Below are 9236 nucleotides of genomic sequence, written 5' to 3'. Positions count from 1 at the left end.
GCGACCTGCTCGGCCAGGGCGCCGCGAACGCCGACAGGGCGCGGCGGACGAGCGGGCGGGTGAACGGCAGCACGAACACGAGCCCCACCAGGTCGGTGACGAAGCCGGGGACCAGCAGCAGCACGCCGCCGGCCATGACCAGCGCCGCGTCCGCGACCTCCCGGTCGGGCAGCACCCCGCGCCGCGCCGTCTCCTGCAGGGCCCGCCACGCGCGGCGGCCCTCCCGGCGGACGATCCACGCGCCCAGCGCGGTCTCGGCGATCAGCAGGCCGACGGTGGGCCAGGCGCCGATCACCTCGCCGACCTGGATCAGTACGAAGATCTCCAGGACCGGCACCAGCAGGAACGCCAGGACGATCAGCAGCGGCAGCATGGCTCCATCTTCGGGGTCGTCGAAAACCTCTCCCTAGGTTCAACGCCGGGAAGGCCCCGTTCGTTTCCCCGCACGCCCCCGGGCGCGCCTCAGCCCGGGTCGCGGATCTTGCCGATGCGGTCGCTCATCCCCCACTGGGTGATGCGCAGCGCCGCCTCGGCCATCACGTCCCGGCTCATCTTGCTGGTCCCGTGGACGCGCTCGACGAAGGTGATCGGCACCTCGACCACGCGCAGCCCCTGCCGCAGGGCCCGCAGCGCCAGGTCGATCTGGAAGCAGTAGCCGCGCGAGTCGACCCCCTCCAGCCCGATCTTCTCCAGCGTCGCGGCGCGGAAGGCGCGGTAGCCGCCGGTGGAGTCGTGCAGCGGGATGCCGAGCATCACGCGGGCGTAGGTGTTGGCGCCGCGCGACAGCGCCTCGCGCCGCTTCGGCCAGTTGCGGACCTTGCCGCCGGGCACCCAGCGGGCGCCGATGACCAGGTCGGCGTCCTCCAGGGCCGACAGCAGCCGCGGCAGCTCCTCGGGCTGGTGGGAGCCGTCGGCGTCCATCTCGACCATCACGTCGTAGCCCTGCTCGGCGGCCCACCGGAACCCGGCGATGTAGGCGGGGCCGAGGCCCTCCTTGCCCTGCCGGTGCAGCACCTTGATCTGCTCGTCCGCGGCCGCCATCGCGTCGGCGGCCTCGCCGGTCCCGTCGGGGCTGGCGTCGTCCACGACGAGGACGTCCACCGACGGGACGGCCTCGCGCACCCGCCCGGCGATGCGCTCGATGTTGTCCCGCTCGTTGTACGTCGGGATGATCACGAGCACCCGGCCGAGCCCGGCTGGGATCTCCATCGGCGTCAATTCCCCTCGTTCTTCCTGGCTGTCCATGCCGCCGCGCAGACCGCGCCGAGCCCGAGCAGCGCCAGCGCCCACTCCGGCGCCTCCCCCAGCCGGTCCGACGCCGTCCGCGCCGTCCGCGCCGGGACGGACGCGACCTGGACGGCCGGGACGAACTCCCGGGACCGGTCGACCATGCGGCCGTCGGGGGCGACGATGGCGCTGATCCCGCTCGTCGCGGCTACCAAGATCGTACGGCCATGTTCGACCGCGCGCAGCCGCGACATGGCGATCTGCTGGGGCGGCAGGCTCGTCTTGCCGTAGGTGGCGTTGTTGGTCTGCACGACCAGCAGATTCCCGCGCGCGACGTCGCGAACCTCCTTGTCGTAGGCGACCTCGAAGCAGATCACGTCGCCGATGTCCACCGGCCCGAGCCTCATCACGCCGGAGCGGTCGCCCTTGGCGAAGTCGCGCGGGATCCGCTCGAACCGGGTGATCAGCTTGGTCAGGACGTCGCGGAACGGCAGGTACTCGCCGAACGGGACGGGGTGCCGCTTGACGTAGTAGTCGCCCGGGCCGGTCCGCGGGTCCCAGACGATGCCGCGGTTCTCGACCTTCTTCCCGTCGGGGGTGTCGGTGAGGGCGCCGACGAGGACGGGGACGCCGATGTCCTTCACCGCGCCGTCGATGGCGTTGTAGGCGTCGGGCTCGGTGTAGGGGTCGAGGTCGCTGGCGTTCTCCGGCCACACCACCAGCTCCGGCTTGGCGACCCGCCCGGCGCGGACCCGCTCGGCCAGCTCGTGGGTGGCCTTGACGTGGTTGTCCAGCACGGCCTTGCGCTGGCCGAGGAAGTCCAGGCCGAGGCGCGGCACGTTGCCCTGGACGACCGCGACGGTGACCGGGCGGCCGTCGGCGGGCGTGGGGATCAGCAGCCCTCCGCCGACGACGGCGCCGACCGCGGCCAGGCAGACCGCCGCGGGGAGCAGCGCCCGGCGGGTGCTGGGCCGCTCCCCGACGTCTCCGTCTCCGCCCCCGCCCCCGTCCCCGTCCCGGGAGGCCTTGGACCGGGCGCGGAGGACGGCCACGGCGGCGCAGGCGAGGAGGCCGCCGAGCAGGGCCGTCAGGAACGTGACCAGGGGCGCCCCGCCGAAGGACGCGTAGGGGGTGAGGGGCGTGGCGGTCTGGCTGAAGGCCAGCCGCGCCCAGGGGAACCCTCCGAAGGGGACGCGGCCGCGGATCAGCTCCTCGCCGACCCACAGCGCGGCCGTCCAGACGGGCCAGCCGGGCAGCCGGGTGACCACCGCGATCCCCGCGCCCAGCGGCAGGAAGTAGGCGGCCTCGACGAGGCTGAGGATGATCCAGCCGTCCGGGCCGACGCGGGAGATCCCCTCCAGCGCGGGGACGAAGAACGCGGCGCCGGCGAGGAACGCGAGCCAGGCGCCGGTGCGAGGGGAACGGCCGATCAGCGCGAGGGTCAGCAGCGCGACGCCCGCCGGCGCGAGGGGCGTGAGGTCGAACGGGGGGAAGGCCGGCCACATCAGCAGCCCGGCCGCCACGGCCAGCAGCGTGCGAGGCCAGCCCGCGCGGCCGCCGGAGCGCAGGCCGCGGCGCAGGCGGCCGAGCCGCCCGCTCGGCGCCCCGGCGCCGGGCTCGCCGCCCGGGCCGTCGCCCGGCCCCGCCGCCGGCGACCGGTCCGGGAGGGTCTCCTGGGCCACGTCCCACCTCGTTCACTCTGGGTCTCTGCCGGAACGCTACCGGCCCCGGGCGTCCGCGGCGACCATGGGCCCAGGTCGCGGCGGAAAAGGGCGGCTCACCTGGTGCGGAGCCGAGGAGGGGGACGGGGCCGGTCACAGAGCTGATCGGGGCCGGCACGGGGGCCGGACACGGAGGAGGGCCCGCGACATCCGTCGGGCCGGAGTCGTCCCACAGGCGGTGAGAACGAGGCTCCGTTTTCTACTGGATGTCCGGGCCCTTCCCGGGTCCAACCCCCCGCACGATCGGACGGCTCCGCCCGGACACGGCCGCGGATCACCGCGCTGGCTCGGGCGGGCACGGTGGCGACCACTGGCGTGATCCCCGTCCCCGTCGCGGCGCGGCGCCCGGCGGCCCCTCGGGCGGCCGATCGGTGAGTCCCGTGCTGGACTGCAGCAAAACTACCGGCTTCCGCCACCTTGTCAACCGCCGCATGTTCTGCGGCTACTCCGTGTTAACCCAGCTCAAAACCATGATCAGGGCGTTCGGCGATTTCGCCGAACGCCCTGCACGCGATCACGTGGGCGCCGGTCAGCCTCCCGGGGCCGAGACCACGACGGTCCCGGTCGCGGTGACCGCGACGATCGGCTCGGCCAGCGCCTCGGCCGCCGACTCGCCCTTGTCGGGACGGCCCCGGCATACCACGCGGGCCTCGAAGTCCATCACGCGGCTGCGGGTGCCGGCGCGGGCCAGCACGGCGGTGGTCTCCAGGACGTCCCCGGCCCGGACGGGCGCGCGGAACTGCACGTCGGAGTAGGAGGCGAACAGGCCCTCGTCGCCGTCGGTGCGGACGCACAGCTCCGTGGCGACGTCCCCGAACAGCCCCAGCACGTAGGCGCCGTCGACCAGGTCGCCGGCGTAGTGGGCGTGCGAGTAGGGGATGTAGCGGCGGTGGGTGACGGTCAGTCCCTCACGGGGGTCGCTCACTCTTCCTCCATCGTCGTGGGGCGGTGCTCGCCGGGCAGCAGGGCGTGCACGAGGTAGCTGGCGACCTCGGCGGGCGTCGTGCCCTTGCCGAAGATGCGGTCGACGCCGAGATCGGCCTCGGTGACGGTGTCGAAGCGGGGGCCGCCGACGACCAGGAGGGGCCGCCCCATGCCCCCGGCCACCGCCGTCGGGTACTCGGCGTGGAACGCCGCCGCCATCTGCTTGGTGTTGTGCAGGTGGGCGTTGCGCTGGGTGACGACCTGCGACACCAGGACCGCGTCGGCGTTCTCCGCCTTGGCGCGCTCCACCAGCTCCTCGACCGTGACCTGGGCGCCCATGTTGACGACCTGGATCTCCCGGTAGTACTCCAGGCCCTTCTCCCCCGCGAAGCCCTTCACGTTGAGGATCGCGTCGATCCCGACGGTGTGCGCGTCGGTGCCGATACAGGCCCCGACGACCACCAGCCGCCGGTTCAGCGCCTCGCGGATCGCCAGGTTCACCTCCTGGGACGACAGCAGCGGGTAGGCGCGCTCCTCCGGGACGGGGATGGAGGCGTAGTCGATGAGGTGCCGCACCTTGCCGTACACGATGAAGAAGGTGAAGTGGGGCCCCATGGGCTTGGCGTGGACGACGCTGGCCGGGTCCAGGCCCATCTTCCCCGCGAGCTGCAGCGCGGCCGCCTCGGCGCGCTTGCCGGCCGGGACGGGAAGGGTGAACGACATCTGCACCATGCCGTCGCCGGTGGTGTCGCCGTAGGGGCGGATCACCTGCCGGGTGTCGGCGGGCTCGGCGGGGGCCTGGGTCCCGGTACCGGTTCCGGGGCTCTCGACCGTCATGCGGGCACCTCCTGGTCGGCGGCGGTGGATCGGGCGGCGTGCGGGTCCTCGGTGTCGAGGATCTCGATGGCGGGGTTGAAGTAGCCGTCGGCGCGCGGGACGACGCCGTCCAGGCCCTTGCCCCCGTCGGCGGGACGGCGGGTGACGCCGAACGTGCCCTCGGCGATCGCGTCGAGCAGCCCGTCGTCGGCGATGCGCTCCAGCAGCTCCACCGACTCCGACAGCACCTGCTTGGCGCGCTGGACGAGCATCCCGTCCGGGCGGGGCATGAAGTCCTCGGAGAGGTTCCCGCAGGCGTCGCGGACGTAGCGGACGTTCTCCAGCGCCAGGTCACGGTCCGACAGCCAGGGGGTGTGGATGCCCTCGGTCATCATCCCGATCAGGATGATCGACTGCCCGGTCAGCACGCCGGCGAGATTGAAGAACGCGTCCAGCAGGTAGCCGGCGAAGATGTTGCCGGTCATGTGCTTGGTCGGCGGCATGTACTTCAGCGGCGCGCCCGGGAACAGCTCCCGGACGAGCTGGGCGTGCGCCAGCTCCATCCGGAACGACTCGGGGATCGCCGGGTTGATCTCGAAGGCGTGGCCGAGGCCGAGCTGGTCGTCGGCGAGGCCGGCCTCGTGCCCGAACCGCTCGTTCAGCAGCTGGCTGACGACCACGGTGTGCGCGGCGTCGACGGCGTCGGCGGTGGTGAGGTAGTTGTCCTCGCCGGTGTTGATGACGATGCCTGCGCGGGCGTGGATCTGCCGGGAGAACCGCTGGTCGATGAAGGTGCGGCGCGGGTTGATGTCGCGGAAGATGATGCCGTACATGCAGTCGTTCAGCATCATGTCCAGGCGCTCCAGCCCGGCCAGCGTCGCGATCTCCGGCATGCACAGCCCGGAGGCGTAGTTCGTCAGCCGCACGTACCGGCCGAGCTCGCGGGAGACGTCGTCCAGGGCCGAGCGCATCAGCCGGAAGTTCTCCCGCGTGGCGTAGGTGCCGGCGTAGCCCTCCCGGGTGGCGCCCTCGGGCACGAAGTCCAGCAGCGACTGCCCGGTGGAGCGGATCACCGCGACGACGTCGGCGCCCTCGCGGGCGGCGGCCTGCGCCTGCGGGATGTCCTCGTAGATGTCGCCGGTCGCCACGATCAGGTAGACCAGCGGCCGGGGCGGGTCGGCCCGGTCGGGGGTGGGCAGCTCGGCCAGCAGCCGGTCGCGCTCGGCGCGGCGCCGGTCGATGCGCGCCATGCCGCCGCGGGCCGCCTCGCCCGCGGCCTTGCGGGCGTGCTCGGCATCGGCGCCCGACGGCAGCCGGAACGACACCCGCCCCCGGGCGGCGGCCCGGGCCAGGTCGTCCAGGGAGCCGTGCGGACCGGCCAGCAGCGCGTCCCAGACCGGCAGGGCGAGCCCGTGCTCCAGGCCGACCTGGTCGCGGACGGCGTCGGCGAGGTGGTTGGCCCAGGGGCGCCCCTCATCGTCGGCGCCGGTCAGGCCGGCCAGCCTCAGCAGAGCCCGCTCGACCGAGACGGTGGTGTGGGAGCGGGCCATGTCGATGATGGGTTCGGCGGCCCGGGCGGCCAGGCGCCGGGCGGTGCGCACCGCCTCCGGGTCGAGGTCCAGCTTTCCCTGCGGCGCCATTGCCGTCTCCCCTCACGCAGCCGCCCCTCTCAGGCCGGTCCTAACAATCATCCTTCATACCGAGTTCTCTACGGGAGATCTTCCGGCACGGACACCGTATTCCACAAGAACTAGCGGCACATCTCCCGCCACCTTCCGCCGGCGACCAGCCCCATCTTTCCCCTCCGAGCGGTCATGTCACCCCCCGGTGACGGTCCGCGACAACCCATCACACAACGACAATGAGTAAAGCTATGCTCACCCCTGGTCACGGACGGACCGATTTCGGGAGGGGCATGATCGTTTATTTCGCGGCCGCGGCCTGCGCCGTCGGCGTGGTCATCACGGCGAGCCGGCTGGTACGACGAGCGCGCGGCACCGTGGACGACGCCGCCCCCGACGGCCCCACCAACTCCCACACCGGCGCGATGCTCTCCGCGCTGTTCCTGCTGGCGTTCGCCATCGCCATCGTCGTGCCGTGGACGACGTCGGACTCCGCCCGCTCCAACACCTACACCGAGAGCCAGGCGATCTCCGAGGCGTACTGGGCCGCCCAGCGCCTCCCCGCGGCCGACGCCCGGCGCGTCCAGGACGGGCTCATCGCCTACGTCGAACTCGTGCGCGGCCCCGAGTGGCGGCTGATGAGGCACGGCCGGCTCAGCTCCCGCGGCTGGACCGACCTCGACCGGCTCCGCCGCGAGGTCATCGCCGTCCAGGCCGGCACCGACGAGGCCAAGGACGCTCGCAGCGCCGTCCTGGACCACCTCGGCGAGATCTCCGCGGCGCGGCGGCAGCGCGCCATGGACGCCCGGACGACGCCCCCCGCCGGCCTGCTCGGCGTCACCCTCGTCACCGGCGCCGTGGTCCTGCTGCTGCCGTTCCTCGCGGGCGCCCGCCCGCGCGGCATGACGCTGGTGCCGCTGTCGCTGATGGCGGCGCTGCTCGCCGCCGGGGCCTACCTCACCGTCGACATCTCCCACGTGTTCAGCGGCGCCCTCGCCGTCGGCCCCGAGGCCTTCACCGGCCTGCACGCCGACCTGCAGCGCATCGCGGGAGGCGGCTGATGCGCCCCCGCCCCGCCGCCGCCCCGGCCAGGGTGCGGCGGCGCCGCACCCTGTCGGCGCGCGCACTGCCGCTCCGCAGGCCGCCCGGCCGGACGCTGCCGACCCTGGCGCTACCGGCTCTCACACTGCCCGCCGTGATGCTCGGCTTCCCCGCCGCCGCACAGGCCCACCCGACGCCGACGCCCCAGATCAGCCTGTGCATCGACATCGAGATCGGCGGCGGCCCCGCCGACGGCTGCGAGCCCCCGGACACCCCCGAGCCACCGCCCCCGCCCCCGCCCCCGCAGGAGCCGCCCTCCAACACCCCCGAACCCCCAGAACCCCCGCCGCCTTCGCCGACCCCGGAGCCGCCGGCACCACCGTCTCCGTCTCCTCCGGCCCCCGAGCCGCCCGCCCCGGCCCCGCCACCGGCAGCCGCGCCGAAACCGCCGCCCCCGGCCGCCGCGCCGCGCGCGCCGGTCCCACCTCCGCGGACGCGCCCGGAACCGGCGCCGCCCGCGCCGCCCAAGAAGGCCAAGAAGCCCGCACCGGTGCGGGCGCACGCGGCGCCCCGCCCGAAGAAGGCGCCGCAGCAGCGCCGCAACCCGCTGCGCTCCTCGCTCGTGCTGGTCGTCATCGCCGTCGTCATCAGCGCCGGCACCGCCATCGCCTTCGCGCACTGACCCACGCCTCCACCAAGATCCCGCTCGCCCCGGAGTAGCGCCGGAAGCCTCGACAAGCCGCAGGTCACGCCAGCGTGCCGCGACAGACCGAAGAGGTTCCCTTCGTCCTTCCGGCAGACAGCAGTACCCGGCCGCATGGCCCGCTTCGCGAGATGCTGGAGGGCGCCGTAAGCGGATGCCGACCAGCGCGCGGCTCCCGATGGCGGTGGGAGGCGGGGATGGAACCCGGCGCGCGGCCGTCCCCAAGACCGTCCATCCACCCCCACCGGGCAGGCGCGAAGACGCGGCCGGTGCGGGCGGGCGGGTTTGGTCAGGGGTGGCGGGCTACTCCGCCGAGGACGAGGAAGCGCTCCGGGTCGGTCACGGCCTCGGCCTCGTCCGGGCGCCACTGGGGCACGTACACCAGGCCGGGGTCGAGCAGGTCCCAGCCGTCGAAGAACCGCAGGATCTCCGCGTGGGACCGGGACACCGCCGGCGAGGTGGCCCGGTCGTAGAGCTTGCCGATCGCCGCGGTCTTGGTCGGCTGCGCCTCATCGGTGAGATGCGAGACCACCAGGGCGCTGCCCGGCGCGGCCGCGTCCCGCAGCGCCGCCACGATGCCGGGCGGATCCTCCTCGGGCCTGATCAGGTGCAGCGCCGCGACGAGCAGGAACGCGACCGGCTCGGAGAGGTCGACCAGCTCCTTCAGCTCCGGCGCGGCGAGGATGCCCGCCGGATCGCGCATGTCGGCCTGGACCACCCTGACGCGGTCGTCGCCCGCCAGGAGGGCGCGGCCGTGCGCCACCGCGACGTCGTCGTTGTCGACGTACACCACCCGCGCGTGCGGGGCGACCTCCTGCGCGACCTCGTGCACGTTGCCCTGCGTCGGGATGCCCGAGCCGATGTCGACGAACTGGGCGACGCCCTCCTCGGCGAGCGCGCGCACGGCGCGGCGCAGGAACGCCCGGTTCGCGCGCGCCAGCTCCCGCGCCCGCGGCTCGACCCGCAGCAGCCCCGTCGCGAGATCACGATCAGAGGCGAAATTGTGCGCTCCGCCGAGCAGATAGTCGTACACCCGTGCGACGCTTGGTCTACGGCTGTCGACCTCGGGTGGGATCCACTCGGAGTCCATTCGTCGTCTCCCTATGCCCGAAGTGGGGCCGTCCGCGACGCCTACACCATGGTCCACTTCCCGCTCATCGCCGGCGCCCTCTACATCGCCCT

At 73.7% G+C, this 9236-nt stretch carries 9 protein-coding genes; 2 read left to right on the top strand and 7 right to left on the bottom strand.

Going from position 1 to position 9236, the window contains the following annotated elements; translation table 11 throughout:
- The 6 genes from AB0C69_RS32090 to AB0C69_RS32065 form a co-directional block, all read right to left on the bottom strand.
- Positions 1-373: FxsA family protein (locus AB0C69_RS32090; RefSeq protein WP_360358727.1), on the bottom strand; the 373-nt coding region annotated here is incomplete at its 3' end.
- 89 nt (positions 374-462) lie between these two features.
- A complete protein-coding gene (locus AB0C69_RS32085) occupies positions 463-1209 on the bottom strand; it encodes a polyprenol monophosphomannose synthase (RefSeq protein ID WP_360358726.1) in 747 nt (248 codons plus the stop codon).
- Positions 1210-1214: 5 nt separating this feature from the next.
- Positions 1215-2909: an apolipoprotein N-acyltransferase gene (gene lnt, locus AB0C69_RS32080; protein ID WP_360358725.1), complete on the bottom strand. Its 1695-nt coding sequence runs from the start codon at positions 2907-2909 to the stop codon at positions 1215-1217.
- Positions 2910-3477: 568 nt separating this feature from the next.
- Complete coding sequence (locus AB0C69_RS32075; protein ID WP_345183055.1) at positions 3478-3873, bottom strand: hotdog fold domain-containing protein; 396 nt, start codon at positions 3871-3873, stop codon at positions 3478-3480.
- Positions 3870-4709 (bottom strand): OAM dimerization domain-containing protein, encoded by an 840-nt coding sequence (locus tag AB0C69_RS32070; RefSeq protein WP_345183054.1) that lies wholly within the window; start codon positions 4707-4709, stop codon positions 3870-3872. The genes AB0C69_RS32075 and AB0C69_RS32070 overlap by 4 nt, the downstream gene beginning before the upstream one ends.
- Positions 4706-6328, bottom strand: coding sequence for a lysine 5,6-aminomutase subunit alpha (locus AB0C69_RS32065; protein WP_345183053.1), 1623 nt, complete (start codon positions 6326-6328; stop codon positions 4706-4708). The genes AB0C69_RS32070 and AB0C69_RS32065 overlap by 4 nt, the downstream gene beginning before the upstream one ends.
- 275 nt (positions 6329-6603) lie before the next feature.
- On the opposite strand from AB0C69_RS32065, the gene AB0C69_RS32060 reads away from it, so the two are divergent.
- Together AB0C69_RS32060 and AB0C69_RS32055 are read left to right on the top strand one after the other, a co-directional pair.
- On the top strand, positions 6604-7371 hold the full coding sequence (locus AB0C69_RS32060) for a hypothetical protein (RefSeq protein WP_360358724.1): 768 nt from the start codon (positions 6604-6606) through the stop codon (positions 7369-7371).
- A complete protein-coding gene (locus tag AB0C69_RS32055) occupies positions 7371-8033 on the top strand; it encodes a hypothetical protein (protein WP_360358723.1) in 663 nt (220 codons plus the stop codon). The genes AB0C69_RS32060 and AB0C69_RS32055 overlap by 1 nt, the downstream gene beginning before the upstream one ends.
- 310 nt (positions 8034-8343) lie before the next feature.
- Here AB0C69_RS32055 and AB0C69_RS32050 read toward each other — a convergent pair whose 3' ends face one another.
- Positions 8344-9144 (bottom strand): SAM-dependent methyltransferase, encoded by an 801-nt coding sequence (locus tag AB0C69_RS32050; RefSeq protein ID WP_360358722.1) that lies wholly within the window; start codon positions 9142-9144, stop codon positions 8344-8346.
- Positions 9145-9236: the final 92 nt, after the last annotated feature.

It is taken from the genome of Actinomadura sp. NPDC048032 (genome assembly GCF_040653175.1).
In the GTDB taxonomy this organism is placed as follows: domain Bacteria; phylum Actinomycetota; class Actinomycetes; order Streptosporangiales; family Streptosporangiaceae; genus Spirillospora; species Spirillospora verrucosospora.
Note: the sequence above shows the minus strand (reverse complement) of the source record. Positions and strands in the feature narration are given on the sequence as shown.

Bases quoted from the DNA above. Each gene is read 5' to 3' on its own strand.
- AB0C69_RS32070 (WP_345183054.1), bottom strand. From the start codon at position 4,709: ATGACGGTCGAGAGCCCCGGAACCGGTACCGGGACCCAGGCCCCCGCC.
- AB0C69_RS32055 (WP_360358723.1), top strand. From the start codon at position 7,371: ATGCGCCCCCGCCCCGCCGCCGCCCCGGCCAGGGTGCGGCGGCGCCGC.
- AB0C69_RS32065 (WP_345183053.1), bottom strand. From the start codon at position 6,328: ATGGCGCCGCAGGGAAAGCTGGACCTCGACCCGGAGGCGGTGCGCACC.
- AB0C69_RS32050 (WP_360358722.1), bottom strand. From the start codon at position 9,144: ATGGACTCCGAGTGGATCCCACCCGAGGTCGACAGCCGTAGACCAAGC.
- AB0C69_RS32060 (WP_360358724.1), top strand. From the start codon at position 6,604: ATGATCGTTTATTTCGCGGCCGCGGCCTGCGCCGTCGGCGTGGTCATC.
- AB0C69_RS32085 (WP_360358726.1), bottom strand. From the start codon at position 1,209: ATGGAGATCCCAGCCGGGCTCGGCCGGGTGCTCGTGATCATCCCGACG.